This window comes from Paraburkholderia sp. UCT2 (genome assembly GCF_014397665.1).
GTDB lineage: Bacteria > Pseudomonadota > Gammaproteobacteria > Burkholderiales > Burkholderiaceae > Paraburkholderia > Paraburkholderia tuberum.
On sequence record NZ_VZQO01000016.1, the window covers coordinates 30,384 to 57,179 of the forward strand.

Genomic DNA, 26,796 nt, shown 5'->3' on the forward strand with positions numbered 1-26,796 from the left:
TAGGAGACGCGAGATGAACCCTACGAAAGACTGGACCGTGCCGGACCATGTTCCGCGAGAACTCGTGGTCGATTTCGACTATATGAATCCGCCCGGTGCGCAAGACGACGTCCATCTGGCGTGGAAGAGGCTGCATACCGGGCCCGATATCGTCTGGTCCCCGTACCATGGCGGCCACTGGATCGCCACGCGCGGCGAAGACATCGAGGCCATGCAGAAGGACCACACCCATTTTTCGCATCGCAGTGTCAACATCCCGCCGCTCAACGAAACGCAGCTCGTGCCGCTCGAACTTGACCCGCCCGAACATACCGCGTACCGCAACCTGATCACGCCCGCTTTCCTGCCGCAAGCTATCTCCTCGCTGGAAAGCGACGTGCGCAAGCTCGCGATCGAGCTGATCGAAAAAATCGCTCCACGAGGCGAATGCGAGTTCGTCTCGGAGTTCTCGAAGATCCTGCCGATCGTGATTTTCCTGCGTCTTGCCGATCTTCCGTTGAGCGATCGAGGACAATTGCTCGAATGGGCGGAATGGGCCGTGCGCGGCAACTTCGAGCAGCGCAACGAATCCCAGCACCGGCTGATTGGCTATATCTCCACCTGGGTGGAGAAGCGCAAGGCAGAGGCGGGCGGCGATCTCGTCAGCCTCATCGCCAACGCGCAGATCGACGGCAAGCCGATCAGCCCCGAGCGGATGTTCGGGATGTTTATCGTCGTGCTGTTTGGCGGCCTCGATACCGTCGCGTCGATGATGGGTTTCATCGCGCGCTTTCTGGCGGAGAATCCGGCGCACCGGAGGCAGCTGATCGAGAATCCCGATCTGATGGTGTCGTCGGTCGATGAGATGATTCGTCGCTTTGGCGTGGCGAACACCGCGCGGCTCATCACGCAGGACATGGAATACAAGGGCATCCAGTTCAGGAAGGGCGACCAGATTCAATTGCCGAACTCCCTGTTTGGCCTCGACGAGCGCAAGTTCAGCGATCCGCTCGCCGTCGATCTGACGCGCAAGCCAGTGCTGCACGCCGCGTTCGGCAACGGCCCGCATCGCTGCCCGGGGTCGTTCCTTGCACGTACGGAGATCAAGGTTTTTCTCCAGGAGTGGCTCAAACGCATTCCCGATTTTCGCATTCGCGAGGGCGACAAGCCCCGATGCGGCTCGGGCTCCGTCAACGGCATGCTCTATCTGCCGCTCGTCTGGGACGTAGCGCCCTGAAGTATCCCCACCCTCAACGACTCATCGACGATCATGAAAAAGTGGCAATGCATTTTTTGCGGTTTTTATTACGACGAAGCAGCGGGACTTCCCGCGGAGGGCATCGCGCCTGGCACTCGCTGGGAAGACATCCCGGATGACTGGGCCTGCCCCGAGTGCGGTGCGACCAAGGCCGACTTCGTGATGTTCGAAGTGGAGGCCTGAGCGTGCGGGCGGGCGCACGGCGCAAGGCCGTGCGCTTCATTGCTCAGGATCAGGCGCGCTCGAACACGGCGGCAATACCCTGGCCACCGCCGATGCACATGGTCTCGAGTGCATAACGTCCTTTCCGGCGCGTCAACTCGTGCAACAGCGTTGTCATGATGCGCACGCCCGTTGCGCCAATCGGGTGGCCCAGCGATATGCCAGAGCCGTTCACGTTGAGCCGGTCGGTATCGTGCCAGTTCCAGCCTTTGAGGACTGCCAGCACCTGACACGCGAATGCTTCGTTTACTTCGACAAGATCCATCTGCTCGAGCGTGAGCCCGATGCGCGTCATCAGCTTCCGCACTGCGGGCACGGGCCCAATGCCCATGCGTGATGGCTCGCATCCGGCTGCGGCCCAGCCGGTCAGCCAGGCCATGGGTTCGAGTCCGAGCGCTTCGAGGCGGTCTTCCGCGACGACGAGGCAAGCGGCAGCGGCATCGTTTTGCTGGCTGGAGTTGCCTGCGGTGACTGTGCCGCCCGGCATCAACGCGCGAAGCTTGCCGAGGCTTTCCATGCTGGCGTCGGCGCGGAATCCTTCATCTTTGGAAAACAGAAGCGGCTGGCCTTTTTTCTGAGGAACGCTGACCGCCACGACCTCTTCGGCCATATGGCCGGACTCCCATGCGGCGGCCGCGCGCTGATGGCTGCGCAGCGCGAACTCGTCGGCGGCCTCGCGGCTGATGCCATGGTCGGTGGCCAGATTTTCGGCGGTCTCGATCATGCCGGAGATAAAGCCGAAGCGCGATTCCGGCTGTGAGCGCTCGCGGCCTCGCGCGAGCCGGTCGTGAAACTGGACGGAGCCCGACCGGGCGCCCCAGCGCATGTCCGTGCTGTAGTACTCGATATTGCTCATACTTTCCACGCCGCCGGCCAACACCACGTCGGCGGCGCCGGTCTGCACCATCATCGCGGCGGTGACGAGCGCCTGCAGGCCGCCGCCGCAACGTCGGTCAAGCTGCATGCCCGGCACCTCCACGGGCAGGCCCGCCTGCAGCGCAATCCAGCGGCCCACGCAAGGTGTTTCGCTGTTCGCGTACGATTGCGCGAAGACGACGTCGTCGATGCGAGCGGGTTCGAGTCCTGCGCGCCGGATCGTTTCATTCGCAACGAGCGCGCCGAGATCTTCGACGCAAACGCCGCGCAGGCTACCGCCAAAGGTGCCGACGGGCGTTCGTACAGGGGAGACAATTGCCGCGCGTTTCATCGGACGTTTCCTTGCAAAGTTTGAAGTTCTGATTCGGGTGCGGTTGCAATCAGCCGACGAGCGTCGCGCTTCTTACGCGATTGGAAGGCGGGACGCCCGCCATCTGATCGAGAGCGCTGCGATGATCCGGATGGGCGATTGCCAGCATGCGTTCGCGCCTTTGGCGCAGCGTCAGGCCGCGCAGATCGGCCACGCCGTATTCGGTCACCACGATGGCGGCGTCGCTGCGCGGCGTGCTGACCGGTCCGTTCAACGACGCGACGATGCGGGTCGCGCCCTTGCCCGCTGTGGACGGCAATGCGATGACAGGAACGCCGCCACGCGAGCGCCGCGCGCCGCGCAGGAAATCCAGTGCGCCGCCCACCGCGCCCACATACACGCCACCGGCAATTTCGGCGTTGATCTGGCCACTCAGATCGACCTCGAGCGCCGAGTTGATGGCGACGAAGCGGTCGATGCTTGCGAGCACGTTCGGATCGTGCGTGTAGCGGGTCGAACGAAACTGCACGGCGTCGTTTCGATGCGCGAACTCGTGTATGCGGCGACCCCCCATCATCACGCCAGCAATGGTCTTGCCCGTGTCGATGGTCTTGCGCACATTGTTGATCACGCCGCTTTCCATCAGATCGGCGACTTTGTCGCCGATCGTGCCGGAATGGATGCCAAGGTCTCGCCGATCGCCGAGGCAGGCGAGGATCGCTTCTGGAATCGCGCCGAGGCCGAGTTGAATGGTGGCGCCGTCTTCGATCAAACCGGCCGTGTGCCGTGCAATCGCCAGCTCCGTCGGGCTGACGGCGCTGGGCGAACTCTCGGGCAGAGTGCGCGACGTCGGGACAATGAAGTCGAGGTCGTCGTCGCGAAGATATCGCTCGCCGTAAGTCCAGGGTGCCTGTTCGTTGACTTCCGCAATGATGACGCGCGCGCGCTCGAGTGCCGGGATCAGATACTCATGCGCGACGGACAAGCTGTAGCGGCCGTGCGCGTCGGGTGGCGCCAACTGCAGTAGCAGGACGTCGATCGATAGCTGACCCGACTCGATCATCTCTGGCAACTGCGAATAATGGCAGGGCAGGATATCAAGCGCGCCAGCCTTGGCCAGTGCGCGGTTGGAGCCGCTCCCGCAGTACGAAACGAAATCGATGCAGTCCGCGTGCTCAGGCCGGCACGTGTCGTAGTTGCCGGCGCCGAGAAAGACCCGGAACGCGCCGATGCTGTGCCGCTGCTGAAGTAGAGTGCGCGTGAGCGCAAGGGGCTCTGCGTTCGATTGGCCCCATGCGACGGTATCGCCGGGGCGGATGATGGACGCGAAATCGACGGCGTCCGCCTCTAGCTGTAAGGGCATGGTGTTGTTTGCGTCAGGTGGCGGGTTGCGCAAGGGCCTGGGCTTCGTCGTGCTGCCCACGTACTGCGCCTGTCGCGACGAGTTCCGCAATCCGTTCGTCGCTGTAGCCAATGCTCCGCAGCACGAGTTCTGTGTGCTCGCCAAGGTGTGGAACGGCGAGCGGTGGCGACCCAGGCTCCAAACGGAAGTGAATCGGGCTTGCAACGTGGTTGCGTCCGGACGGATCCCTCTGGACCATCCCGCGCTCGTGCGCATGCGGATGGTCGAGCGCTTCGGCGAGCGAGAGCACCGGCGCCACACTGATGTTTCGGCCTTCGAACCAGCAGAGCCATTCATCGAGTGTGCGAGTCAGGAAGATTTGCGTCAGGCACGCCCGGACGCGTATCTGGGCTTCACCGGCTGGGCCGATCGCGTCGGCGACGAGATCCGGACGGCCGAGTGGTGTCAGCAGGTTGGTTGCGAAGCTGTGTTCCCGGCCGCCAAGGCAGAGCCACTTCGAATCGGCGGTCTCATAGGTGTCGAGCAACGCGAGCCCGCTGTCGCCTTCAGTCGGCCCTCGCAATTGGCTGTCCGGCGCGTTGAGCAAGCGGCCGCTCAGATACGGCTGCGATGTGAGCGCCGCATCGAAAAGCGCCATGTCGATGTAGTCGCCGCGCCCCGTTTCCCGCGCGCGCAGCAGCGCCATCAACACGGCGGACAACGCCGTCAATGAACCGGCCAGCGCAGCGAGCGACGGTCCCGTGGCAATTGGGATTCCCCGGCCATCGCGCGGCAGCGTGCCTGCAAGCGATTGAACTACCGGATCGTGTGCGGGCAATTGAGAGAGCGGGCCGGTTTGGCCGAATGCGGTAATCGCACAATAAACGACTCCCGGGTTCGTCCGGCTGATCGTGTCGTAGTCGATGCCAAGCCGAGCGGCCACGCCCGGCCTCGACGATTCGATCACGACATCGGCCTCGTTCATCAGCTTGAGGGCGACCTCGCGTGCGTCCGGATGTTTCAGATCGAGCGCGATGCTGCGCTTGCCGCGGTTGATCGCGGCGAAGAACGCGCCGTCGGTGCCGGGTGCGCCGCGGGTGGGGTCGCCGGTGACCGGTTCGATCTTGACGACGTGCGCGCCGTGATCGGCGAGGTTGGCGGCGAGGAACGGACCCGGCATGAATTGCGACAGGTCCACGACGCGAAGGCCGGTCAGTTTCATGCCAGAGCAGCGCTGAAGCCGAGCTGGCGTTGCGCAATCGCGGCGGCTTCCTTCACGATGCGACCGATCAATTCCGCACAGGTCGGCAAGTCGTGAATGAGGCCGGTCACGATACCGGCGGGGAAGGCGCCGCCTTCCACTTCTCCTGTCACGAATGCGTCCATCCAGCGCTGTGCTCCGGTCAGCGCGTAGAGGTCCGAGCGCGTCACGTTGCCGGCGCGCTCGAGTTCGAGCGCGGCGAGACTCACACTGTTCTTGACCACCCGGCTTGAATCGCCGATCGAGCGGCCAACCAGCACCGTATCGCGCTCGCTCGCTTCCAGCAGCCGTTGCTTGATCGCAGGGTGGACGGGGGACTCCTGCGTGAGCATGAATCGGGTTCCCATGTTGATGCCGTCCGCGCCGAGCGCGAGAGCCGCCATCAGCCCGCGCCCATCGGCAAAGCCGCCGGACGCGAGAATCGGCACCTTCAGCTTGTCGGCGGCGGCGGGAATCAGGATCAGTCCAGGGATGTCGTCTTCGCCAGGGTGTCCCGCGCATTCGAACCCGTCGATGCTGGCGGCGTCCGCGCCGAGCGATTCGGCCTTCATCGCGTGGCGAACCGTCACGCACTTGTGCACGACCTTGACGCCCTGCGCCTTGAACTCGGCGATGTATTTCGCCGGATTGCTGCCTGCTGTCTCGACGACCTGGACGCCTTGAGACACGATCGTGCGCACATACGCGTCATAGTCGAGACCGACATTGGCGCCGAGAACGGTCAGGTTGACGCCAAAGGGCTTGTCGGTGAGCGAACGCACCCTGTCGATTTCGCGCGCGAGTGCATCGGCGCTTGCATGAGTGTGCGCGGAGATGAAGCCGAGACCGCCCGCATTGGCCACGGCCGCCGCCAGTTCGGCTCGCGCCACCCAGCGCATGCCGCCTTGAATGATGGGATATTGAATGCCGAGTAATTCAGTAATGCGATTGACATACGGTTTCATCGCGCGCCTGTAGCCTGGATAGGAAGTATGGGTGCCAGAGAAATGCGCGTGACGCGCGTAACCTGGCGGGCTCTGTTCGCCACGACAGCGTGGCGCTTTTTAGCAATTCAACAATCGCGAAACTGGGGTTTGCGCTTTTCGGCGAAGGCTGCCATGCCTTCCTTTCGATCTTCTGTGGCGAAGGTCGAATACGCCATACGCCGCTCGAACAGGATGCCTTCTGCCAGGCTCGATTCGTAGGCGCGGTTGACGCATTCTTTGGCCATCGCTACGACGGGTTGCGAGTATCGCGCGATCTCGTCGGCCGTTTTCAGCGCTTCCTCGACGAGCGTGTCGGCGGGCACGATGCGGCTCACGAGGCCGCATCGTTCGGCTTCAATGGCGTCCATCCTGCGGCCGGTGAGGATCATTTCCATCGCCTTCGATTTGCCGAGCGCGCGCGTAAGGCGCTGCGTGCCGCCGGCGCCGGGGATGGTCGCGAGCGTGATTTCGGGCAGGGCGAAACGGGCGTTGTCGGCGGCGAGAATGAAGTCGCACATCATGGCCAGTTCGCAGCCTCCGCCCAAGGCAAGACCCGCGACCGCGGCGATGACCGGCTTGCGACAACGCGACGTGCGTTCCCAGTTCGACGTGATGAACTGATTCTTGTACACGTCCATGTACGTCCATTCGTTCATCATCTTGATGTCGGCGCCGGCGGCGAACGCCTTTTCGCTACCGGTCATCACGATGGTGCCGATGGCGGGGTCGGTTTCGAGGTCGTCGAGTGCCGCCGTCAGCTCGTCCATCAGCTGGTTGTTCAGTGCGTTGTAGGCTTGCGGACGGTGCAACCTGATCAAGCCGGTTTTCCCGTGCGTTTCGACGATGATCGTCTCGTAGGCCATGGTTCTTCCTTGAACGAATGAGGGTGAACACCTAGGCCCGGATGGGGCCTGCTCGCCGATGATTTGCGTGTCTGCGGTGCGCCGCGCGGCAGCGTCGGAGCGTATCGTGCGTTGCCAATTTTGTGAACGACGTTTATGATTCTGAATGTGCGACCCAGCTTTGTCAATTGAGCGCGAGGTCAGAATTGCTAACGGAAAACACCGCGAGGAGACACTGCATGACCACTCGTCACGAGGACGGACAGATTCGCGTTGAGCAGCGTGGGAACCTGCTCTTGATGGGCATTGACCGGCCGGAAAAGCGCAATGGTTTCACGCCGAAAATGTTCAGAGAGCTTGCCATGGCTTACACGCAGCTCGAGAAGAGCGGCGATATTTTTTGCGGGCTGGTATACGCCGAAGGCGATCACTTTACGGCAGGGCTCGACATGCCAAAGGTCGCGCCGTTGCGCCGCGAAGGGAAACCGCTGCTTCCTGAAGGCGAGGTCGATCCGTTCAACTTGCGCGCGCCGCTGCGTACCAAGCCGGTCGTCATTGCGCTGAAGGGAATCTGCTTCACGGTCGCGGTCGAATTGATGCTTGCATCGGAAGTGGCTGTTGCGGCCGACAACTGCCGTTTCTCCCAACTTGAAGTCAAGCGGGGGATCATGGCAGGTTGTGGTGCGACGTTCCGCATGGTGCAGCGAGCCGGCTGGGGCAACGCAATGAAGGTACTGCTTACCGGCGACGAATTCACCGCAGACGAGGCACGGCACATGAACTTCGTGCAGGATGTCGTGCCTGCGGGGCAGGAGTTCGACCGGGCGCTCGCGATCGCCGAGCGAATCGCGGCGCAGGCACCGCTAGCCGTGCAGGCCACGATGCAGAACGCGCGCGTTTCGCTGGGACAAGGCTGGCAGGATGCTTACGCGACGATTCAGTCGACCCAGCAGTTTCTCTACAACACTGAAGACGCGAAGGAAGGCGTTCAATCCTTCATCGAAAAACGTACGGCGAAGTTCGTCGGACGCTGATGCAAGCTTCCGGGGCAGCCGGTGTGAATTCAAGGGGACCGTTTGCTATGACAAAAGGCGCGTTGGCGGGTGTTCGCGTACTCGACCTGAGCCGTATTCTCGCCGGGCCTTGGGGGGCTCAGATGCTGGCGGATCTCGGCGCGGAGGTCATCAAGGTCGAGCGTCCGGGCAAGGGCGACGATTCGCGGCAATTCGGCCCCCCGTTCCTGATGGATCGGGAGGGAAAGGTCACGCGCGAGTCGACGTTTTTTATCAGCGCGAACCGAGGCAAGAAGTCGATCACGTGCGATATCTCCACGGCCGAAGGCCAGGCGCTGATCCGCTCGTTGGCGGCGCACTGCGACGTGTTGATCGAGAACTATAAGGTTGGCGACCTCAAGCGTTACGGGCTCGACTACGACAGCCTCAAGCTGGTCAATCCGCGCCTGATCTACTGTTCGATAACCGGATTCGGTCAGACCGGACCGTATAGCCCGCGCCCCGGCTACGACTCGATTTTCCAGGCGATGGGTGGCCTGATGAGCGTGACCGGAAACGGCGACGACGTGCCGGGCGGCGGGCCAATGAAAACCGGGCCCAGTCTTGCGGACATCCTGTGTGGTCAGTACGCCGCTTCGGCGATCATCGCAGCGCTTTATCATCGCGACGCGGCGCAAGGCGGTACCGGGCAGGGACAGTACATCGACCTGGCATTGCTGGACGCGATGATTGCTGCCACATCGCACTATGCAAGCCAGTATCTCGTTTCAGGCCAGATTCCTATCCGGCGCGGTACCGAGGGCAACGGTGGGATGCCGTCCCGCATGTTCCGCTGCGCCGATCGCGACATCATGATCGTGGCGGGCAACAACGAGCAATACGCGCGGATGTGTGACGTTCTGGGGCACCCCGAGCTCGCTAGCGATCCAAGATTCAGCGAGATTGCGCTGCGCGTAAAGAATCGTCGCGCGCTGGGCGAAGTGTTCGAGCCGCTGATCCTTCAATGGCAGAGCGGCGAACTGCTCGCAGCACTCGACGCCGCCGGGGTGCCGGCCGGACCGATCAACAATCTGGAGCAGGTGTTCGCAGATCCGCATGTGCAGGCACGCGCGATGTGCGTCGAAGTCGCGCACCCGCTCACGGATAAGGCGGTTCGGATGGTCGCCAATCCGGTCAAGATGTCGGGCACGCCTATCGATTCGTACGGGGCGCCGCCGACGCTCGGACAACATACGGACGACGTGCTGCGTGATGTGCTGAGTATGTCGCAGTCGGATATCGATATCCTGCGCGAAAAGAAAGTTCTATAGAAAGGACATCAACGGCGAGTTCGGCAAGATCAACGTGGTGCTCGTGTTCGGCGACGCGAAGAAGGTGATCGAGGAGATGGTGAAAAGTTGCAGCTAAGGGGGAGTCGTGACGACTGAGAGAAGCAACAGCCGTATCGTATGTACAGACCACGTAGAAGTCGGGGACGCGATCGAGTCCCAAAGGTAACGGCGAAAAAACGCCTTGGCTCGGTGTCCCGCAGCCAAGGCCAAACTCCACACGCTCTCGCGAAGTGTGTGAGAGGAGAAACACCTGATCGCTCTTCAAGCTTCGTGGTACGCGCCCGGCGGGAAGCTCACTCCTCGGATCGAGGCTCGCGATAATGCAACTAAACGTTTCATATATTGCACCGTGTTCAAAAAGACGCACTAAAGCATTGACTGTCCGCCGTCCACACTGATAGTCTGCCCGGTGATGAAATTAGCGTCGTCACTACATAGAAATGCAACTGTTCGTCCAATATCGCGCTGAGGATCGCCGAAGCGGCCAAGCGCAATTTCAGAGAGATAGCGAGTGCGTTCCTGAGGATTGGCTTCGAGGTAGGCTTCGGCGGCAGGCGTGAGCGCTGCCGGGCAAATGACGTTGACGGTAATGCCGTAGACGCCCCATTCGCGCGCGGCAACACGCGAGAGCCCACGAATGCCCTCCTTGGTTGCGGCGTACGCGCCGAATCCCTTGAGGCCTTCGATACCGGTGCGCGAGCCGAAGTTGATGATGGCGCCGCGGCCCTGCGACTTCATCCGCGGCAATGCGGCCTGCATGAAATACAGCGTGCCGTACAAGCCCGATTCGAGCGTGTTGCTCCAGTCATCGTCGGTAACGGACTCGAGCGGCACCCCCGGGCTGCTGCTTTGGGCATTGTTGATGAGTGCGTCCACACGTCCGAATCGCTCGACGGCAAGCTCGACCGTCCGCACGGCGTCGGCGCGATTGCGCGTATCGCCGGGCACGACCAGCACTTGCGAACCGAGGGCGCTCAATTCCTCAGCAGCCCGCGTGAGTTTGGCCTCCGTGCGACCAGTGAGGACCAGACTCGCCCCCTCGGTGGCAAGCGCAAGGGCGATGCCGAGTCCAACGCCTTGGCCGCCTCCGGTCACGATGGCGACCTTTTCTGCCAGTTTTTTCGTGTACATGAGTGAATCCAGAAGTGAAGGTTGATGTTGCTGTTCGACGCGCGAGCGTGTTGCGTAAAGGGTCTGGAAGATGATGCTTCTGAATTCCAGATTTGTGAACGTCGTTCAAATATATCTCAAAGCTGTGTGAGGGAGCGCCTGGCGTATTCCCGAATTCGGGTGGTGCAAAAGTGTGCCAAATTTTGATCGATGTAAAACTATGTGAATAGTTCACGTATAATCGATACAGTCAATTCATGGGGAAAATCATGTTGAAAGAGACCTCAGCGCCGGCGGACCGGGACGTCAGCGGGCCGCGCTCGCTGACCCGACTCCTCGGAATTTTCGATGTGCTGGCGAAGTCTCCTGACGGGATGTCGCTAGCAGAACTGAATGTCGCTCTCGAGTCACCGAAGAGCAGCCTGCTCAATCTGCTGAGACCCCTGGTGGCGGAGGGCTACTTGATGCACGACGTAGGCCGCTATCGCCTGGGACCGTCGATCTTCCGGTTGTCGGCAGGCGTGATGGCCGCGTGGAATTTTTCGAAGATACTGCGCCCGTTCCTGGTGGATCTCTCGAAGAGCACCAATGAAACCGTGTATGTCGGTGTCCTTGACGTCGAACACAAAGAGATTACCTATGTCGACGTGATCGAGAGCGAGCAATCGGTGCGCTATTCAATGCACATCGGTTTGCGTCGCCCGCTCTATTGCACGGCTGCGGGCCGCGTGCTGCTCGCCCATGCACCGGACGCTTTCGTTAACGACTACATGAAGACGGTCAAATTCGAGCGCCGCACCCCGCAAACGATCGCAACGAAGAAGGCGTTGCGTGACGAACTCGACCACATCCTCGAAAGCGGCCTGTCGGTGAGTCGCGGTGAACTACTGCCGGATTCGGCCGGCGTGTCGTCGCCGATCTTCGGACCGAATGGCAATGTCATCGCAGCGATGGCAATTGGTGCGCCGCTCGAACGCTTCGACCGCGAACGTCACCGGCTCGAAGAGCACATGATCAGAGTCGCACAGCGGGCGTCTGCGTTGGGTCAGGCAGAAGAGGAGTGACTCGCCGGTCGATCGGCGGCGCAGTGAAGCGGGTGCTTCAATGCGCCGCGGTCGCGGTGCGGTCGAAGAAGCGTTGCGCCCGCGCGCAACGGATCGGTCGCAACGACCGTCAGTGTGTACGACGCTTCGGCAGCATGAAGGCGACCAGCAGTCCGGCGATCGAACTGCAGGCGATGTAGACGAATACCGAAACATAGCCACTATCGGCCGGAAACGATGCACCGTCGTGTCCCGCCGTCGCGCTGCGCAGCAGCGCAAATACCGCCTGGGCACCTACCGCGAAGAAACACGAGAAGAAAACGTAGAGCATGCCCGTTGCCTCGCCTGTCTGATGTGCAGGCGTCGCTTCCACGATCTGGTTGTACAGCGCCGTGCTTGCGAAGGCGAGGCCGAACGAGCACAGCACCGCACCTGGAACGAAGAGCAGCAGGCTGCGATGAAGCACGATCAGCGAGGCCCAGCCTAGGGCCAGTATGAGCATGCCAATCAAGGCAGCGGGCCGGGCCTTGTAGCGGGCAGCAACCCGGCCGCTCCATGGGCTCGCGACCAACGCGACGATGTTGATGCTGAACATCAGTAATCCGGCTGCCGTCGCGCTCAACCCGAATCCGGCGTGCGCGCCGGCAGGTTGCTGGGCGAGCAGCGAGAAGACCTGTCCTAGTTGCATGGCGCCTGCCGCGAGGAATGCCATGCATGCATTGGCCAACACGACTTCGCGCGTCTTCAGCAGACGCACATTGATGAGCGGATGACGCGCCCCGTGTTGATGGCGTGCCCAGAGTCCGAGCACGATCATCCCGCCAGCGATCAAGCCCCACAGCCGCGGATCGGCGAGCCCCCACGTGCGGATTTGCTGCACGGCGAAGAGGATGGCGCAAAGTGCCGGAGCGAACGCGAGACCTCGAATGTAGTCGATCCGTACGCCGGGATTCGGTGGCGACGGCGGTGCCCACGCGCGTACCGCCGCGACGGCCACGACGCAAAGCGCGACTTTGAACCAGAAGCCGCCCTGCCACGAATAGTGATCCACGACAACGCCCGCGCAGATGTAGATCAGCCCCGCCGACACCATGCCTGCCGCACTGATCAACCCCACCGCGGCAGGCAGCCTGGCGGGTGGCAGATTCTCACGAACCAGCCCGATGGAGAGTGGCGTAATGCCTGCCGCGATCGATTGCATCGCACACCCCGCGACGAGCATGCCGACATCGGTCGCGCATGCGGCCACGACTGCGCCCGCCGCAGCGACCGATATCACCACGAGCAGGATGCGGCGGTAGCCCAACAGGTCGCCGAGTCGCCCGCTCACGGCGGCAAAGACGGCCGAGCCGAGCCAGTACGCGGTGACGGTCCAGCTCACGGAGTTCGACGCAGGAAAAGCCTTGTAGAGCGTGACCAGCACGGTGTAGATGACGGTGATGCCGGACGAGGCCGCTACCGCGGCAAGCAGGATCGCCATCGTGAACCCGCGCGGTGGACCCGCTACCGGTTGCGCTCGGTGTGCAGGCTGGGAGAGTACTTCGGCTTGCATAAACGTCTCCGGTTGCGTGTCTTCGTTTCGATTATACTTATATGCGAACGGCGTTCGTATTTATGTTTTTTTTTGGAGAGTTCGATACCGACCGCAAGGGTCGAGAGGCCACCGCCCGATATCAAATCGATATCGACGTTTTCGAGTTCGATATGAGAGTTTTTTGGTCGATGGCTTGACCCGATACTTCTCTCAAGGGCGCACGTTCTGAAGCGCTCCCCACAATCAGGAGCGAGACCATGCAAACGTATCAAGGGAAGATCTACGACGCCGACACGCACTTCTACGAAGTCGAGGACGCATTCAACCGTCATTTGCCCGAGAAGTTCAGGAAGGACTGGTCTTTTACCAGCCGTGTCACGGCAGACGGCAACCGCTGCATGTATGTGGGCGACCGGAAGGTGGAAATCAGCGAGGGCTACACATCGGCCGAGGGGCACGTTCCGCCGCCGGGCAAGCTGCATGAATGGCTGCGCGCGATGAAGGATGGCAAGGATAACGTCGATATGCGGGTTTCGCCGACGCCGGACATGTTCAACCGCGACGCGCGCCTGAAGAAGATGGACGATTTCGGTGTTGAAGCCTGCACGATGTACATCGGCGAAATGGTCGCGTGTATTTCCTACCTCGACGAGCCCGTTGCGGCAAATGCGGTGTTGCATGCGTATAACCAGTGGATGCTCGACGACTGGGGCTTCAACTACAAAGACCGCATCTACACGACGCCGGTCGTCGCGCTCGACGATCTCGATGCGGCTGTCGCCGAGGCCAGGTGGCTGGTTGCGAACGGTGTGCGGGTGATCCTGATGCCGATGGGGCCGTTCAATGGCCGTGCACCTGCGGATCCGTACTTCGATCCGTTCTGGTCGGTCCTCAACGAAGCGGGCGTGCGCGTCACCTTCCATGTGTCGGAAGCGATCTACATGAAGGATCATATGGCGGTGTGGGGCGAGCCCGTGCAGCAGTCGCGCCAGCGTCAGACCGCCTTTGTCTGGATGCACGGTTACGGCGAGCGGCCGGTCATGGAAACGCTGTCGTCGTTCATCTTCTACAACTTCTTTGAGCGTTTCCCGCGGGTCAAGCTGTGCAGCGCCGAAAACGGTGCCGAATGGGTGCCTTCGCTGCTCGTCAAAATGGACAAGTGCCGGGGGATGGCGAAGAATGGCTACTGGCCGTGCGGTCAGCTGAAGAAACGCCCGAGCCAGATCTTCAAGGAAAATGTCTTCGTGGTCGCGTATCCGGAGGACGACATCGCCCAGATCATCGCTCAAACGGGATCGTCGGACTTCCTGTTGATGGGCTCCGACTATCCGCACGCGGAAGGCGTGCCCGAACCGAAGGACTTCGCGTCGGAAGCATGCAATGGGCTCTCGGAAGAAGACACGCGCAAGATCATGTACGACAACGGCCGCCGGTTCATTCCGCTGCACGTGTAATCGGTCTTGTACCGGTCGGCGGCGGCAGACGGTCTGTCCGTCCCGCGCGATTTCTTCATTATGAACAGGTTAGCCATGAATATTTCGGACTATCAGGCGCTATTGCTCGAACGCGAAGGCGGCGTCTTGACCGTTACGCTCAACCGGCCGGAAACGTTGAACGCGTTCGACGAGCAAATGGACATTGAGATGTCGCGGCTTTTTCTCGATGTCGCCGAGGACGTTGAGACCCGTGTCGTGGTGTTGACGGGCGCAGGGCGGGCTTTTAGCGCGGGCGGCGATATCGAGCATATGCAGCAGGTCATCGACAATCCCACGCTGTTTCTCGAAGGCATGCAGCGTGCAAAGAAAATTGTCTTCTCGATGCTGGATTGTCCGAAGCCGGTCATCGCCAAGATCAACGGTCATGCAATTGGTCTCGGCGCGACGATCGCGCTGTTCTCGGATCTGAGCTACGCGGCCAATCACGCAAAGATTGGCGATCCGCACGTGAAAGTCGGCTTCGTGGCGGGCGATGGCGGCGCGGTGATCTGGCCGCAGCTCGTGGGCTATGCGAAGGCCAAGGAATACCTGTTGACGGGGGATCTCGTCACCGCGGAAGAGGCGGCACGACTGGGTCTCATCAATCATGCCGTACCGGCCGACCAGCTGGATGCCGTGGTCGACGCGATGGCGAAGCGTCTCGCAAACGGCGCTTCGCGCGCCATCCAGTGGACCAAGGCGTCGATCAACATCGGCCTGAAGCAACTTGCGCATGCCATTCTCGACGCGTCGATTGCATACGAGGCGCTGTCGAACCTGACGGAAGACCATCAGGAGGCGGTCAACGCGTTTCGCGAGAAACGCGAGCCGGTGTTCAAGGGACGTTGAGCTTTTACAGTGTCCGGCGCCAGCGGTACAGGCGGCGCCGGGCGCGGCGAGGGAGAGATGCACATGCAACGGGTAGTGGCGATAACGGGTGGATTCGGCACGCTTGGGCGCACGGTTGGTCGCGTGTTTGCCGAGAACGGCTGGAAGGTCGCGCTGATCGACAAGGCGCTCGAACCGGAGAACGCGAGCGCGGAGCAGTTGCACGCTTCCTGGTGGCGAGGAGGCGTCGAGCTGACTGATCTCGATGCGGCGCGCTCGGCGCTTTCCGCGGTCGTCGAGCAGCTTGGCAAGCTCGATGCGATCGTCAATGTAGCGGGAGGCTTTCGCTGGGAAACGCTGGCGGACGGCAGTCTCGACACCTGGGATCTGATGTACCGGACGAACGTGCGCACGGCGGCGACTGCGTCGAAAGCGGCACTCGACCATATTGCCGACAGCGCGGAAGGCGGACGCATCATCAATATTGGAGCCGGCGCTGCGCTGAAGGCGGGCGCGGGCATGGGAGCGTATGCGGCCTCGAAGTCGGGGGTGATGCGTTTGACTGAGGCGCTGGCCGAAGAACTCAAAGGCCGTTCCATTACCGTCAACGCTATCTTGCCAGGCATCATCGATACGCCACAGAACCGCAAGGATATGCCCGACGCTGACTTTTCCCGCTGGGTACGGCCTGAAGAAATCGCCGAGGTGATTCTCTTTCTCGCGTCTGGCGCCGCGTCGGGGGTGACCGGTGCGTTGATTCCTGTCACCGGGCGTACGTAAAGATCCCGAACCGGAAATAGCAGTTGATACCCGAGTCAAGGCGCCAACTGCAAATCGCGTTTCAGGTGAGGTGTGCGAGCGAGTCGTTGCTGAACCCGAGGAACGGCTCGCCAAGCCGTACGCGCCGCGCCCAGTTCGGATCATGTAGAAGCGAGCGTCCCACGCCAACAAGATCGAACTCGCTGCGTGAGAAACGATCGAGCAGGGCAGTGAGGTCGGGCTGCGGCGCTGTCGCGGCCCCGGCCATTGAATCGTAGTAGCCCTTGTTAATGCCGATCCCACCAACAGTCATCGAAAGCTTGCCGGTTACCTTCTTCACCCAACCGGCGAGATTCATCTCTGAGCCCGCGAATTCCGCCCGGTTGAAATAGCGGGTGCTCGCCTCGAAGATGTCGACGCCAGCATCCGCGAGCGGCGCGAGAATGTGCTCGAGTTCGTGCGGGTCGTTGGCGAGACGCGCGCGGAAATCCTGCTGCTTCCACTGGGAGAAGCGGAACGTGATCGGCATCGTCGCACCGATCGCTTCGCGGATTGCTCGGACAACCTCGGTGGCAAAGCGGCTGCGCGCCGTGAGATCCTTGCCCCATCGATCCGTGCGTTGATTGGTTTCTGCCCACAAAAAAGCGTCGATCAGATAGCCGTGAGCCCCGTGAATCGCGATGCCATCGAAGCCGGCGACCGTCGCATAGCGCGCGCTTCGACCATAGGCTGCAATGACGTCCGCGATCTCGGCGTCGGTCATCGGGCGCGTTGGCGGCATGACGCGCTCCATGTAACCTGCGTTGAGTGATGTCGTTCGTCCTTCCGGTCCCCACAGTCCCGATGGGCGCAGTGGCGAGGCGGCCGGGAAGGGGCCCGTATTCGCCTCTTTCATGGGTCCCATATGCCACAACTGAGGAAAGATGATTCCGCCGCTAGCGTGAACTTCGTCCGTCACGCGTCGCCACGCGGCAACTGATTCCCCTCCGGCGAGCACGGGAATCGAATTTTCTCCGAGTCCAGCTTCGCCGAGCGCCGCGGGGTGATCGACGCCGACGCCTTCCGTGATGATCAGGCCTGTCTCGCCCTGCGCACGCCGCTTGTAGTAGGCGGCGACGTCACTACCGGGCAATCCGTTCGGCGAAAAGCCGCGAGTCATGGGTGACATGACGATACGGTTGGCAAGCGTGACCCCGCGCACGGTGAGAGGCGAAAAGAGCGACGTGGTATCCATTGGTCATTCACATAGTTGACTCGTGTGCGAATAATGATACGCTATGTTTTATCGATGAAAAAGCAATATTGGCGCCGTCTCGCAGGCCACCTACTTTCGCAAGAGCGAACGCGGACACGTCGTCGGCATGTACGTTCGCGAAGCGCATCGCAACCTTGGCCAGATGATGCACGGGGGCGCTGTTTGCATGCTGGCAGACACCGCCATCACGTGGGCGAGCAAGTATTCGCGTCAACCGGCCGTCAGGGTGTTGACGACGGGCTTGACGGTCAATTTCATGGGGAACGCGGAGCCGGGCGACTGGGTGGAAGCACACGTCGACGTTCTACGTTCGGGAAAGCGGGTGATTTTCTCCGACTGCCGGATCTGGGCGAATGCGAAATGCATCGCCCAGGCGTCGGGGCAATTCCAGGTGATGGGTGAAATTGACAGCTAGAGCGTCGGCGAGACCTGGATGGCCGCGCGAACGTTACGGCATTGACCGGGCTCGAACCTTATCCAGTGCCGCACGGTACCTCCACGCGGTCAACAGAAGCCGATGAATCCGCTCAGCCCGGCGTTTCCGTTCGGAACGGGTGGTCTGAACCGCGAGGTGCACCTCGGGCGCGCCTGTGACCAGTGTGAGAAGATCGCGCGCCGCGTTCGAGGGATCGTCGATGGCGATTACGCCGCTGAGCGCGGCGGCTTCCAGAACGCCGGTTAGCGGCTCCAGCATCGTCACCACGAACTGCAGAAACTGCTTTGCGACATCGGGAAAGCGAATCGCCTCGCCAATGACCATGCGTGAAGTGTGCATGCTGTCCGGTATTGCCATGTGTTCGACGAGCGCATAGATAAGGGATGCCATGTTCGTCGAAAAATCGCGGCCCGGTTCCAGGTGCTCCGAGATCTTGCCCCGCAGATCGGCCATCCCACGCCAGACGATGGAGCGAAACAGCTCTTCCTTCGTGCCGAACTGGCGATACACGGTCGTTTTGCTGACGCCAGCCAGCGATGCGATTTCCTCGACCCTGGCGGCGCCGAAACCTTCTCTGATGAACACGGATTTGGCGGCTTCGAGCAGCCGCTCGCGCAACTGAACTGCATCGTCGTGAGTGGGCCGGCCAGCCGTTCGAGGTTTGTCCGCCGCAGCGAGCCGCGAGGCTCCGTTGGGAGCCTGAACTGACATAGGTTTGTACATCGGGGAGTGTTTGATGTCGGAATCAGGACATCAGTATACTCATGAGCCCAAGGGGGCGCCAGTAATGGCGCCCCTGGGGCTCGGACCGCGCGCAGCAGGGCTCAAACGTTGATCATGCCACGTACATACGACTCCATCGTGCCGGCGCACGAGAGCTTGTCTTCGCCTTCTTCGAGATCGGCGTAGCGGCCGACTTGACGGACCAGCGGCCCTTGCAGGCCGTCGGTGTTCTCCGCCGGTGAAAAGTCGACCACGACCTTGTCGCCAGTGATGAAACCACCCCAGTATCCTTCGGCCAGCAGGTCGAAAAACGCGAAGCGCCCCTCAACGACGCCTACTCCATCCGAAGGATTCAGCAGTTGCTCTCCCGCCTTGTCGAGGACGAACGGAACGATCCACGGGCAGATTGCATAACCCTGCGCCACTTCCGACCACGGGCCGGTTCCGATCATCTCGGACATGCCATAACTGTTCTGGACGTTCTCGGCACGAATACCGTAGAAGCGGATGATTTGCTCCCGAAAGTCGGCGGGGGCCGAGGTGCCCTTCAAGCCGCCGCCGGTGGTGATTACCGTATCCGGATGGCAGATGCCATCGGCGATGCCGCGCTGACGGGCGCGCTCGACGAGCGTCCAGTGCAACGACCAGTTGCCCTGGACGAGCACCGGAACTTCGCGCTGCGCGGTGAGCTTGTCGAGAAACCGGTCGATCATCTTGCCGGTATGACGTTGGCGCGCCACCGCCTGCTCCTGAAACGCCGCGACCTCGCTCGGTTTCGCGGAGCCGTCGGCGATTGCGCGGCGCATGCGGCCCATCGAAATCGTTGCGGATGCGAGCACCGGTTCGTCGAACATCAGCGTGGTTTCCGCGCCGAGCCGTTGCGCTGCGTTCAGTACCGGTTCGATATGCCGATGCGCGCCGGCAGGCGGCATCATGAGGAAAGCCGGGCGCTTGCCGAAATCTCTTCGGATCATTGCGTTGCCGTAGACGCCCAGCTTCACGCACGACTCGGTGACATTGTCGAGATCGGCTTGCGTCTGACTGATGAAGCTGCACTTGCCGGATGTGCCGCTCGAGCTGAAAACATGGTGTCCCGCTGTGCGCAGACGGTCCATCCATGCGTCGACGTTGTCCGCGCCGTCCAGATCGACTTCGGCTACCCGTTTGCTCGATAGCGTTTGCAGCCATGCCGAAAGATGCTTCCAGCGGCCGTTGTCGATGAATGACTCGGGGTAGCTCTTGTAGATCTGATGCGCGAACAGCAGGGGCACCATATCTTCATGGCGGGTCACCTCGTTGACGCCGACATCTTCCGCTCTGCGACGCAGTAGCCTGATCTGTTCGCGGCGCTCGGCGAAGCGCTCTTTCATGGCAGCGAGCTGAAGCTCGCGAAGGTTCTCGGGGTGCTTGCGAAACGGGTCGCTTTCAGCGCGCAGCATTGCATAGAACGGGTCCAAAGCGGACATGTCGTCTCCAGGGCTATGAGTTGCCAGGCGTCAGTGGTCGAAGTTGGTGGAACTCGACACGTCGAGCCAGGCTTCGAGGTCGTGTTGCACGGACGAAAGTTTCTTCCGAACGAGGTCGACGGCGTCCGGACCTAGCGGTAGCCGCAGCGGTGGGACGTCCGCGGAAACCGCGCGCACGATGGCGTCGGCAGCCTTGGCCGGATCGCCCGTTTGCGTGCCGTGGTAGCTGCTCATGTAACGACGCATCTTGCCCACGGTCTCCGTATAGACGGGTGATTCGACCTCGCTCCACTTCAGCGATCCGCCTGCGAAATTGGTGCGGAAGCCACCCGGCTCGACCACGGTCACTCGAATCCCGAACGGGCTCAGTTCACGAGCGAGCGATTCCGAAAGCCCTTCGATCGCATGCTTCGAAGCGCAATAGAAACTGCAGCCTGCGATGCCGATCACGCCGGCGACCGACGAGAAGTTCACGATATGACCGCGGTTGCGATCGCGAAAATGAGGCAGTACGGCGCGTATCACGTTGACCGTTCCAAACACGTTGGTATCGAACAGCTGACGTGCTTCCGCGTCGGAGACCTCTTCAAATGCGCCGAAGAGACCGTAGCCCGCATTGTTGACGAGTACGTCGATCGGTCCCGCGCGCTCGATGGCCTGCTCGACGCCGCGACGCACCGCTGCCGCGTCGGTCACGTCAAGCAGCACACCGTGCGCGTGTCCGGGTGCGAGAATTTCGAACGGCGTGATCTGTGCGTCATTTCGAACGGTCCCGACCACTTTGTCACCGCGAGCGAGGACCGCCTCCGCAAGCGAGCGGCCGAAGCCGGACGAAACGCCGGTAATGAACCACACGGCTGGGCTTGTCTGTGTTTCAGTCATTGTCGATTGGCCTTCAGATGAGTAGGAAACATCGCTTTAGTTGGCGGTCCGGGCCTCGGTCATGTCGGCGATCTCTCCGCGGACGTAGGCGTCGATCGTTCCCGCGCATGACAGCTTGTCGTCGCCGCCGGGCAAATCCTTGTAGCGCACCACATCGCGAATGATTGGCGTGCGCACGCCGTCGATGCCGTGACCGAACTCCACGGTGACCTTGTCGCCGCTGATCACGCCGCCCCAGCGCCCATCCGCGAGCAGGTCGATGATGGCGAGCCGTCCCTCGACGATGCCTTTCCCGTCCGCAGGATTAAGCAGTTGTTCGCCGGTCGAGTCGAGCACCAACGGGACGAGCCAGGGCGGGACCGTCCACGCCTTCGCTTCGTGAAACCACGGGCAAAAGCCCGATACTTCGCCCATGCCGTAGCCGTCGTTGAAGTTGGTCGCGTTGAAGTTGAAGAAGCGCGCGCACTGTTGCTGGAAATCTTCTGGCAGGTTCGCACCTTTCTTGCCGCCGCCGATACTAATGATCGTGTCGGGGTGAAAGTCGGCGTCGGGAATGCCACGCTGGCGCGCCGTGGCGACGATCTGATAAAGCATGCCCATCATGCCCATGATGAACATGGGCTCGTGACGCCGTTCGAGCAGTTGGTCGATGAACTGCCGGAAATCGGCTTGTACGCATTCGCTGCGTTCTCGACTTTCGTTCTGGAAGGCTTCGATTTCACTGGGGAGCGCGGTGCCGTCCGCGATGGCCCGCCGCATGCGCGCCATGCGCGTGGTGTGCGCGGCGCTTTGCGGCACATCCGACATGTAATGAAGGTCGCCCGGCATCGCAATCGATTCGGCGAATTTCGCCATGCGCTCCGTTCCGGTGTAAGAGCCGGAGGAGGGCGTCAGAAGGAACACGGGATAGCGACGCGACGGATCGCGCATGCCGCTCGCCGCCCAGCGAATGCCTTGGGAGAGGAGGCGCCAGCCGAGTTCGCGGTCGGCTTCGCTCTGGTAAATGAAGGACTGCTTGCCCGAGGTCCCGCTCGAGCTCATCACATAATGGCCGTTTCGACGCAGCGCATGGATCCAGTCGTCGAGATCGGCGATCGTGCCGTAGTCGAGTCCGTCGATCTTGCGGGTTGTGAGCGTTTGAAGCCACGCTGTGAGGTGGCGCCATTTTCCCTGCTCGATGAACGAATCGGGATAGCTCTTGTAGACGGAGTCGGCAAAAAGCAATGGCACGGCGTCGCTCATGCTCTTCACTTCCGTCACGCCGGCTTCGCTGGCTCGCTTGTCGAGAATGCGAATCTGCTGCCGGCGCTGCGCGAAGCGCTCGCGCACGGCTTGCAGTTGCGCGGCATGGAGGCTTTCCGGCGCGTTGCGGAAGGGGTCTTGAAGATCCGTGAGTTGAAGCAGCGTGGAAAGGGCTTGCATTATTGGGTCTCCTCCGGATTCGGGCCCGATTCCTCCGAGACCCATTTCATGAATCGATGGATCGGGAACATGCCGTCATGCGGATAGCCGCCAACCCCATCTGAAATAGACTCGCCCAGCGCCACGATGCGTTGCACGCCAGCGCACGCGAGCGCGTCGCGCACCTCTGTGACCCGGTGCGGCGGATAGATGCCGACCGTTTGCGTGGCGACGGTCGCATAGCGCGCGCCGTCGCGCAGGCTTGCCACGGGAACGACGTTGACGGTCTTGCAAATGGGATGAAAATCGACCATTTCTTCCGAGCGAATGACGAGCCCCTTGCCGTCGTATCCGCCGAACACCCGGTAGAGCGGCTCCATCTCACGCAGCACATCAACCGCTTCGCGAATGTCGCTGGGCACCAGCGGGCCCTGGCCGTCGCCATAGCGAAAGTCCTGGCCGAGTGCCAGCGCCAGTTGCTCGGCATAGCGGTCGGCGTCGTCTTCGTCGCCTTCGATGAATTGATACCGGCTCGCATTGCACGCGTCCTGGTTGAACGACAGCACATCGGCTGCGCCGGCACGCGCGACGTCGCGCAGCACCTCGTCGGATGCAAAGGCTTCACGGCCGACCAGCGAGATGGATACCTTCGGATCGAACGCGACCAGCTCGAGCCCGGGGCCAGCGTAGCGCATCACGTGCCGAACCGCGCTGTCGCCGCCCCATACGACAATCTTGTCGAAGTACTGCGGACGATAAAGAATCGACTCGACATGTTCGTCTCCACCGCGCCAATACGCAGCCGAAAACGACTGGGTGACGGGATGATCCGGGTCGATGTCGGCCATCGTGCGCAGAATTGCAGTGGCCGTGAAAAGATCGTTCGAAGGCAGCTTGAGCAGGTGGACGCCTTTCGTCAGCGCCGCGCGCATGACCGTCATGGCTGCCACCATCGGCGAGTTGCCCGCGAGCACATGTACGAGGCGCGGTGCAAACGCGCGCAGACGACTCGGGCGCCCGCGCAGCGTGCGTGCCACCCAACCGTCGACGAGGCGCGCGTCGCCAAGACTTACGCGCAACTCGTCCTCGATCACCTCGCGTGCGAAAAGGTTGGGAATGTCGCGATAGCAGTTTTCGAGAATCCGTCGCCCGAGCGGACTCACTTTGATCATTGACTCGAGCGCGGCCTGCATCAGCGGATTGACGTCCAGATGCAAACGCGGCCCCAGCTCGACAAGAAAGTCGATAACCTTCGCAATCGGCATATCGAAGGCGGGGCCTGACTCAGCTCGCGGCCACACGAGGTCGTCAAGGTCGATCCTGGGCGTGCAGAAACCTTGGCCAAGATCACGCGACACGTGCCTGATGGCGCTTCCGGTGACAGTGCGACCGCGGTATACGTGAGGAACCGGCAGCGGCACGAGGCTGGGCTCCTGCGCCGGGTTCCCGCGTTGCCTTTCTGTTGTTTCGGGGTGCTCCATAAAAGCTCCTTTCAAATATCGATACGCGTTGACTTGGGGGCGCAGACGCTGGTCCATTCCGAGCTTGCTATCGCTAGTCAGCTCAGATTGACGATCATCCGATCGAGTAAATGTTTGACGGTTCGGACTTCTTCGACCGTGAAGCCGCGAAGCTGCCGATTGCTTGCATCGACGATGTGCGGCAGGGTTCCGCGCAACAACTGGCGGCCGTTTGCAGTCAGTGTGAGCTCGACACAGCGTCGGTCGGAAGTGCTGCGAATTCGTTTAATCAATCCTCTTTTTTCAAGCGAATCGAGCTTGCGGGTCATGATGCTGCTGTCAGCGAGCAGCACCCGGCACAAGGCAGTAGGTGTGCGAGCACGTCCGTCGGACAGTGCTTTCAGGATTCCCCACTGTATTGCTGAAAGCTCGCTCGCAGCGAGCTTTCCATCGATTTCCGCGCCAAGCAGAAGATGAACCAGGTTCATCTTGAACGCGACACTATCTTCAGTACGGTATTCCTCTGGCGCAAGTCTCCGTGCGAGTTCGGCGCCAGCCGGTTCTCGCTCGAGCGTGACGGAGTCGGATAGATTCATCGATTTCCTGCCAAAAAAGTAGCTGCATTTGCAAGCAACTATATGCACGGCATTCAAAATATGCAACGATAGGCGAGGTGTGGTTTTCCCCATGTTGCGACGGGGAGCAGGTATGCGCGACGATGCGCACGCGTCTTTTGGTTTGCAATCTTCGGGAGGAACCTTGTCGGAATCTGGTGTGGTAAGTGACATGGCGTTGCCTGTCGCTGTTGAGGAAGTGACCGCAAAGTGGCTAACCTCCGCGATCGCGTTCCGCTTTCCCGGGGCCGAAGTAACTTCGTGCCGGCACGTGGAGGTATTGCCGGGTACGTCGACCAAGGTACGCGTCGCGCTCGAGTACAACGACGCGGGACAGGCAATGGCGCTGCCGGCGCGCATGATCGTCAAGGGCGGTTTCGAGGATCACAGTCCTTCGATGAGAGACATGTATCGCAATGAAATGCGTTTTTATCGCGACGTTCTCCCGTTCATCAACATGAACGCGCCTGGATGCTTTTTTGCAGGCACGGATCCTGATGCCTGGCAATCGGTCGTAGTGATGGAAGACCTGCGCGAGCGTAACGTTCAGTTTTGCCGTGCCCAGCAATCGCAGGGCTACGAACAAGTCGCCCTACGGTTGAGTGCGATGGCGCGCTATCACGCGCAAACATGGAACAGCCGGGAGTTCGACAAGGGCGGTCGGCTCGAATGGGTGGGAGAGCGCTTTTCGGACTGGTCGCTGGAATACCAGAACCGATACCTCGAACCGGACGTCTGGGCCCACTACATATCGCTGCCGAGAGGAGCGGCAGTAAGCCGGTATCTGCACGATCGGGACTGGATGATGGCATCTCTCGCGCGCATTGCGCGCGAACATAAGAGCAAACCGGTATGCCTTATTCACGGCGATACGCATCTGGGAAATCTGTACGTCGAAGCTGACGGGACGCCGGGTTTTTTCGATGCCCAGGTCAGTCGGGCGCCTTGGAGCCTCGAGGTCGCCTACCACATAGGGTGTGCACTCGATATCGAGGACCGTCGCTCATGGGAGCGGTCGCTGCTCGAACACTATCTTTCGCAACTGGCGATCGGCGGGGTCGAGGCGCCCGATTTCGACGAAGCGTGGAACGACTATCGACGTGATCTCGCGTATGGATACTTCATCTTTGCGATTAACGAAACCCGCTTCCAGACCGAAGCAGTGAACACCGCGTATGCGGCACGCTTTGGCGCGGCATTGTTGGATCACGGCACGGTGCGCGAATCGACATGATCCAGGCCAATAATGCAACCGTATGTTGCATTATTGGCCTGGCGAGACTAAGCTCGACCATCGGCAGCCTCCTGGCGAGTTATGGCTTGAACGTGAACGTGCCGGTGCTCGCTCGAACGTTCAAGATGACAATCGACTTTCATCAACCGATTACAGCATGCCTGTTCCGAAAATCTTTCATCAACGTTTAAGCGGCAAGATCGCGATCGTGACCGGCGCAGGATCGCTCGGTCAGGGTTTTGGCACGGGCAAGGCCATTGCCTGTCTTTTTGCGGCGGAGGGCGCCTCTGTCTGTCTCGTCGATCAGCAGTACGAGCGGGCGGCGGAAACGCTCGCGCTGATCACGGAAGCGGGCGGCCGAGCGTTCGTATCGACCGGCGACATCACGGACGGCGCTGTCTGTGCGCGCATTGTCGAAGAGACCGTTCAGCGGTATGGAGGTCTGGACATTCTCATCAACAACGTCGGTATCTCAGGCGCGCCGGGGAGATTGCAGGACGTCGACGAAGCGTCCTGGGACCGTGTGATCGACGTCAATCTGAAAAGTGCGTTCTTGATGAGCCGAAGTGCGGTGCCGAAGATCGTGGCGCGCGGGGGCGGGGCCATCGTCAACATCGGTTCGGTCGCAGGCATCCGCAGCCACGGGTCGGCCGCATATGGCTCGTCAAAGGCGGGAATGGTCGGCTTTACGCGTGAACTCGCGGTGATGTACGGCCGCGATCAGGTTCGTGCCAACGCGATTGCTCCGGGGCATATTTTTACGCCAATGGTGGAAAGCATGCTTGACGATAAGGCTCGCGAACGTCGCCGCAAGATCGCGCCCCTCCCATTGGAGGGAGATGCATGGGACGTCGCGGCCGCCGCGCTGTTTCTCGCCAGCGACGAATCGCGATTCATTACTGGCACGTGCTTACCCGTGGACGGTGGCGTGACGCAGATTGCGGCGCTTGCGGCGTACGATCTGGTCCAGCAATAGCCACCGTATCGGGCGGGGTACGTCGGGCAGCAAAGCGTCACTTTCCGCTGTGCTTTCCCGGCCAAATTTTCTCGTAACTTAGCGGGGGCGAACTTGACCCGCGTGACAGGAAACGGCACCTGTCTGGCACTGGCATGGCCGTCGAATTGCGGTTCATGCCAATCGCCCCTTTGCTCGGCCCTGGATAAATATCGCGCTCGA

At 61.3% G+C, this 26,796-nt stretch carries 25 protein-coding genes; 11 read left to right on the forward strand and 14 right to left on the reverse strand.

Features of this window, described 5'->3' with window-relative positions; genetic code table 11:
* Nucleotides 1–13: 13 nt before the first annotated feature.
* Together F6X39_RS15390 and F6X39_RS15395 are read left to right on the forward strand one after the other, a co-directional pair.
* Nucleotides 14–1,216 (forward strand): cytochrome P450, encoded by a 1,203-nt coding sequence (locus F6X39_RS15390; RefSeq protein WP_187617226.1) that lies wholly within the window; start codon nt 14–16, stop codon nt 1,214–1,216.
* 33 nt (nt 1,217–1,249) lie between these two features.
* Nucleotides 1,250–1,420 (forward strand): rubredoxin, encoded by a 171-nt coding sequence (locus F6X39_RS15395; protein ID WP_090808851.1) that lies wholly within the window; start codon nt 1,250–1,252, stop codon nt 1,418–1,420.
* 49 nt (nt 1,421–1,469) lie between these two features.
* On the opposite strand, the gene F6X39_RS15400 is transcribed toward F6X39_RS15395, so the two are convergent.
* The 5 genes from F6X39_RS15400 to F6X39_RS15420 form a co-directional block, all read right to left on the reverse strand.
* Nucleotides 1,470–2,666 carry an acetyl-CoA C-acetyltransferase gene (locus tag F6X39_RS15400; protein WP_187617227.1) on the reverse strand — a complete coding sequence of 399 codons (1,197 nt, stop codon included), beginning with the start codon at nt 2,664–2,666 and terminating at the stop codon, nt 1,470–1,472.
* Nucleotides 2,667–2,715: 49 nt separating this feature from the next.
* Nucleotides 2,716–4,008, reverse strand: coding sequence for an acetyl-CoA hydrolase/transferase family protein (locus tag F6X39_RS15405; protein ID WP_187617296.1), 1,293 nt, complete (start codon nt 4,006–4,008; stop codon nt 2,716–2,718).
* 13 nt (nt 4,009–4,021) lie between these two features.
* Nucleotides 4,022–5,209 carry a CaiB/BaiF CoA transferase family protein gene (locus tag F6X39_RS15410; protein ID WP_187617228.1) on the reverse strand — a complete coding sequence of 396 codons (1,188 nt, stop codon included), beginning with the start codon at nt 5,207–5,209 and terminating at the stop codon, nt 4,022–4,024.
* Nucleotides 5,206–6,192: an NAD(P)H-dependent flavin oxidoreductase gene (locus tag F6X39_RS15415; RefSeq protein ID WP_187617229.1), complete on the reverse strand. Its 987-nt coding sequence runs from the start codon at nt 6,190–6,192 to the stop codon at nt 5,206–5,208. Before F6X39_RS15415 ends, F6X39_RS15410 begins: the two co-directional genes overlap by 4 nt.
* A gap of 107 nt (nt 6,193–6,299) precedes the next feature.
* Complete coding sequence (locus F6X39_RS15420) at nt 6,300–7,076, reverse strand: enoyl-CoA hydratase (protein WP_187617230.1); 777 nt, start codon at nt 7,074–7,076, stop codon at nt 6,300–6,302.
* Nucleotides 7,077–7,294: 218 nt separating this feature from the next.
* Between F6X39_RS15420 and F6X39_RS15425 the strand changes: the two genes are divergently transcribed.
* Nucleotides 7,295–8,089, forward strand: a complete 795-nt coding sequence (locus F6X39_RS15425) for a crotonase/enoyl-CoA hydratase family protein (protein ID WP_184032260.1) — start codon at nt 7,295–7,297, stop codon at nt 8,087–8,089.
* A gap of 47 nt (nt 8,090–8,136) precedes the next feature.
* The gene (locus tag F6X39_RS15430; RefSeq protein ID WP_187617231.1) at nt 8,137–9,378 is read left to right on the forward strand and encodes a CaiB/BaiF CoA transferase family protein; all 1,242 of its coding nucleotides are present in this window, start codon (nt 8,137–8,139) and stop codon (nt 9,376–9,378) included.
* Between the two features lie 387 nt (nt 9,379–9,765).
* On the opposite strand, the gene F6X39_RS15435 is transcribed toward F6X39_RS15430, so the two are convergent.
* Nucleotides 9,766–10,530, reverse strand: a complete 765-nt coding sequence (locus tag F6X39_RS15435) for an SDR family NAD(P)-dependent oxidoreductase (protein ID WP_018425469.1) — start codon at nt 10,528–10,530, stop codon at nt 9,766–9,768.
* Nucleotides 10,531–10,778: 248 nt separating this feature from the next.
* Here F6X39_RS15435 and F6X39_RS15440 point away from each other — a divergent pair, with 248 nt between their 5' ends.
* A complete protein-coding gene (locus F6X39_RS15440) occupies nt 10,779–11,573 on the forward strand; it encodes an IclR family transcriptional regulator (protein WP_187617232.1) in 795 nt (264 codons plus the stop codon).
* Nucleotides 11,574–11,682: 109 nt separating this feature from the next.
* Here the strand turns inward: F6X39_RS15440 and F6X39_RS15445 are convergent, their stop codons facing one another.
* Nucleotides 11,683–13,104 carry an MFS transporter gene (locus F6X39_RS15445; RefSeq protein ID WP_262414715.1) on the reverse strand — a complete coding sequence of 474 codons (1,422 nt, stop codon included), beginning with the start codon at nt 13,102–13,104 and terminating at the stop codon, nt 11,683–11,685.
* Between the two features lie 239 nt (nt 13,105–13,343).
* Here F6X39_RS15445 and F6X39_RS15450 point away from each other — a divergent pair, with 239 nt between their 5' ends.
* From F6X39_RS15450 to F6X39_RS15460, 3 genes are all read left to right on the forward strand, one after another.
* Nucleotides 13,344–14,540, forward strand: a complete 1,197-nt coding sequence (locus F6X39_RS15450; protein ID WP_187617233.1) for an amidohydrolase family protein — start codon at nt 13,344–13,346, stop codon at nt 14,538–14,540.
* A 75-nt stretch (nt 14,541–14,615) separates the two neighbouring features.
* Complete coding sequence (locus tag F6X39_RS15455) at nt 14,616–15,410, forward strand: enoyl-CoA hydratase/isomerase family protein (RefSeq protein ID WP_090808869.1); 795 nt, start codon at nt 14,616–14,618, stop codon at nt 15,408–15,410.
* Nucleotides 15,411–15,473: 63 nt separating this feature from the next.
* On the forward strand, nt 15,474–16,169 hold the full coding sequence (locus F6X39_RS15460; RefSeq protein WP_184065002.1) for an SDR family NAD(P)-dependent oxidoreductase: 696 nt from the start codon (nt 15,474–15,476) through the stop codon (nt 16,167–16,169).
* 61 nt (nt 16,170–16,230) lie between these two features.
* Here F6X39_RS15460 and F6X39_RS15465 read toward each other — a convergent pair whose 3' ends face one another.
* Nucleotides 16,231–17,382, reverse strand: a complete 1,152-nt coding sequence (locus F6X39_RS15465; protein WP_187617234.1) for an NADH:flavin oxidoreductase — start codon at nt 17,380–17,382, stop codon at nt 16,231–16,233.
* 67 nt (nt 17,383–17,449) lie between these two features.
* On the opposite strand from F6X39_RS15465, the gene F6X39_RS15470 reads away from it, so the two are divergent.
* Nucleotides 17,450–17,818, forward strand: coding sequence for a PaaI family thioesterase (locus F6X39_RS15470; RefSeq protein WP_316251693.1), 369 nt, complete (start codon nt 17,450–17,452; stop codon nt 17,816–17,818).
* Nucleotides 17,819–17,851: 33 nt separating this feature from the next.
* Here F6X39_RS15470 and F6X39_RS15475 read toward each other — a convergent pair whose 3' ends face one another.
* From F6X39_RS15475 to F6X39_RS15500, 6 genes are all read right to left on the reverse strand, one after another.
* Nucleotides 17,852–18,550: a TetR/AcrR family transcriptional regulator gene (locus F6X39_RS15475; RefSeq protein WP_262414716.1), complete on the reverse strand. Its 699-nt coding sequence runs from the start codon at nt 18,548–18,550 to the stop codon at nt 17,852–17,854.
* Nucleotides 18,551–18,663: 113 nt separating this feature from the next.
* The gene (locus F6X39_RS15480; protein ID WP_187617236.1) at nt 18,664–20,028 is read right to left on the reverse strand and encodes a hypothetical protein; all 1,365 of its coding nucleotides are present in this window, start codon (nt 20,026–20,028) and stop codon (nt 18,664–18,666) included.
* 30 nt (nt 20,029–20,058) lie between these two features.
* A complete protein-coding gene (locus F6X39_RS15485; protein ID WP_187617237.1) occupies nt 20,059–20,910 on the reverse strand; it encodes an oxidoreductase in 852 nt (283 codons plus the stop codon).
* Between the two features lie 36 nt (nt 20,911–20,946).
* Entirely contained in the window at nt 20,947–22,332 is a 1,386-nt protein-coding gene (locus tag F6X39_RS15490; protein WP_187617238.1) for a hypothetical protein, read from the reverse strand.
* Nucleotides 22,332–23,576, reverse strand: a complete 1,245-nt coding sequence (locus tag F6X39_RS15495) for an acyl-CoA reductase (protein ID WP_262414717.1) — start codon at nt 23,574–23,576, stop codon at nt 22,332–22,334. The genes F6X39_RS15490 and F6X39_RS15495 overlap by 1 nt, the downstream gene beginning before the upstream one ends.
* A gap of 293 nt (nt 23,577–23,869) precedes the next feature.
* Entirely contained in the window at nt 23,870–24,367 is a 498-nt protein-coding gene (locus F6X39_RS15500; protein ID WP_187617240.1) for a MarR family winged helix-turn-helix transcriptional regulator, read from the reverse strand.
* 112 nt (nt 24,368–24,479) lie between these two features.
* Between F6X39_RS15500 and F6X39_RS15505 the strand changes: the two genes are divergently transcribed.
* Together F6X39_RS15505 and F6X39_RS15510 are read left to right on the forward strand one after the other, a co-directional pair.
* A complete protein-coding gene (locus F6X39_RS15505) occupies nt 24,480–25,619 on the forward strand; it encodes a phosphotransferase (RefSeq protein ID WP_262414718.1) in 1,140 nt (379 codons plus the stop codon).
* A gap of 22 nt (nt 25,620–25,641) precedes the next feature.
* Nucleotides 25,642–26,595, forward strand: a complete 954-nt coding sequence (locus F6X39_RS15510) for an SDR family NAD(P)-dependent oxidoreductase (protein ID WP_262414719.1) — start codon at nt 25,642–25,644, stop codon at nt 26,593–26,595.
* The last annotated feature ends 201 nt before the right edge of the window (nt 26,596–26,796 follow it).

Bases quoted from the DNA above. Each gene is read 5' to 3' on its own strand.
- F6X39_RS15390 (WP_187617226.1), top strand. From the start codon at position 14: ATGAACCCTACGAAAGACTGGACCGTGCCGGACCATGTTCCGCGAGAA.
- F6X39_RS15395 (WP_090808851.1), top strand. From the start codon at position 1,250: ATGAAAAAGTGGCAATGCATTTTTTGCGGTTTTTATTACGACGAAGCA.
- F6X39_RS15400 (WP_187617227.1), bottom strand. From the start codon at position 2,666: ATGAAACGCGCGGCAATTGTCTCCCCTGTACGAACGCCCGTCGGCACC.
- F6X39_RS15405 (WP_187617296.1), bottom strand. From the start codon at position 4,008: ATGCCCTTACAGCTAGAGGCGGACGCCGTCGATTTCGCGTCCATCATC.
- F6X39_RS15410 (WP_187617228.1), bottom strand. From the start codon at position 5,209: ATGAAACTGACCGGCCTTCGCGTCGTGGACCTGTCGCAATTCATGCCG.
- F6X39_RS15415 (WP_187617229.1), bottom strand. From the start codon at position 6,192: ATGAAACCGTATGTCAATCGCATTACTGAATTACTCGGCATTCAATAT.
- F6X39_RS15420 (WP_187617230.1), bottom strand. From the start codon at position 7,076: ATGGCCTACGAGACGATCATCGTCGAAACGCACGGGAAAACCGGCTTG.
- F6X39_RS15425 (WP_184032260.1), top strand. From the start codon at position 7,295: ATGACCACTCGTCACGAGGACGGACAGATTCGCGTTGAGCAGCGTGGG.
- F6X39_RS15430 (WP_187617231.1), top strand. From the start codon at position 8,137: ATGACAAAAGGCGCGTTGGCGGGTGTTCGCGTACTCGACCTGAGCCGT.
- F6X39_RS15435 (WP_018425469.1), bottom strand. From the start codon at position 10,530: ATGTACACGAAAAAACTGGCAGAAAAGGTCGCCATCGTGACCGGAGGC.
- F6X39_RS15440 (WP_187617232.1), top strand. From the start codon at position 10,779: ATGTTGAAAGAGACCTCAGCGCCGGCGGACCGGGACGTCAGCGGGCCG.
- F6X39_RS15445 (WP_262414715.1), bottom strand. From the start codon at position 13,104: ATGCAAGCCGAAGTACTCTCCCAGCCTGCACACCGAGCGCAACCGGTA.
- F6X39_RS15450 (WP_187617233.1), top strand. From the start codon at position 13,344: ATGCAAACGTATCAAGGGAAGATCTACGACGCCGACACGCACTTCTAC.
- F6X39_RS15455 (WP_090808869.1), top strand. From the start codon at position 14,616: ATGAATATTTCGGACTATCAGGCGCTATTGCTCGAACGCGAAGGCGGC.
- F6X39_RS15460 (WP_184065002.1), top strand. From the start codon at position 15,474: ATGCAACGGGTAGTGGCGATAACGGGTGGATTCGGCACGCTTGGGCGC.
- F6X39_RS15465 (WP_187617234.1), bottom strand. From the start codon at position 17,382: ATGGATACCACGTCGCTCTTTTCGCCTCTCACCGTGCGCGGGGTCACG.
- F6X39_RS15475 (WP_262414716.1), bottom strand. From the start codon at position 18,550: ATGTCAGTTCAGGCTCCCAACGGAGCCTCGCGGCTCGCTGCGGCGGAC.
- F6X39_RS15480 (WP_187617236.1), bottom strand. From the start codon at position 20,028: ATGTCCGCTTTGGACCCGTTCTATGCAATGCTGCGCGCTGAAAGCGAC.
- F6X39_RS15485 (WP_187617237.1), bottom strand. From the start codon at position 20,910: ATGACTGAAACACAGACAAGCCCAGCCGTGTGGTTCATTACCGGCGTT.
- F6X39_RS15490 (WP_187617238.1), bottom strand. From the start codon at position 22,332: ATGCAAGCCCTTTCCACGCTGCTTCAACTCACGGATCTTCAAGACCCC.
- F6X39_RS15495 (WP_262414717.1), bottom strand. From the start codon at position 23,576: ATGCCGATTGCGAAGGTTATCGACTTTCTTGTCGAGCTGGGGCCGCGT.
- F6X39_RS15500 (WP_187617240.1), bottom strand. From the start codon at position 24,367: ATGAATCTATCCGACTCCGTCACGCTCGAGCGAGAACCGGCTGGCGCC.
- F6X39_RS15505 (WP_262414718.1), top strand. From the start codon at position 24,480: ATGCGCGACGATGCGCACGCGTCTTTTGGTTTGCAATCTTCGGGAGGA.
- F6X39_RS15510 (WP_262414719.1), top strand. From the start codon at position 25,642: ATGTTGCATTATTGGCCTGGCGAGACTAAGCTCGACCATCGGCAGCCT.